Origin of the sequence: Planctomonas deserti (genome assembly GCF_003067705.1) — a bacterium.
GTDB classification, from domain to species: domain Bacteria; phylum Actinomycetota; class Actinomycetes; order Actinomycetales; family Microbacteriaceae; genus Planctomonas; species Planctomonas deserti.
Genome location: NZ_QANL01000211.1, coordinates 1 through 519 on the forward strand (window position 1 = coordinate 1; position 519 = coordinate 519).

Annotated in this window: 1 protein-coding gene; it reads right to left on the bottom strand. The window is 67.4% G+C overall.

The genetic code is table 11. The features are described from left to right. A partial coding sequence (locus DAI20_RS20320) for an MFS transporter (RefSeq protein WP_159085177.1) occupies positions 1 to 409 on the bottom strand: 409 nt, incomplete at its 3' end. Between the last annotated feature and the right edge of the window lie 110 nt (positions 410 to 519).

Sequence of the window (519 nt, forward strand, 5' to 3'; positions counted from 1 at the left end):
CCTTGTCGGCGATGAGCGCGGCTGCGGTAGGAGGCACCGCCGCATAGAACAGGCCGATCAGGCCACGCGCGCCGACCAGCACCAGCACTGACACCAGTACCGGCGGCACCGCCTGCAAGGCAATGTCGATGAACACCGCCAGCGCGATGTAGACCACGGTGTAGGCACTCATCGCCAGCATCAGCACGCGCTTGCGGCCGATGCGGTCGCTGAGCTGGCCCCAGGGGCGCGCGGCCAGCATCCACAACACGCCTGCGGCAGTGACCGACAGGCCGGCATGCCACTCGGACAGGCCGAGCATGCGGACCACCGGGCCGATCACAGCGACGAAGGACATCATCGCCATGGTGCCGATCAGGGCCGCCAACACCAGCGCCGGCAAGCCGGGGACGACGGGACGTGCATGCATGGAACACCAGCCGTAACAGGAAAGGATGGGCGGGCGCACCTGCGCGCCCCACCCGGCACCGGCCCCGCTCAGGACCAGACACCACCCTTAAATGATAACGGCTCGTATTT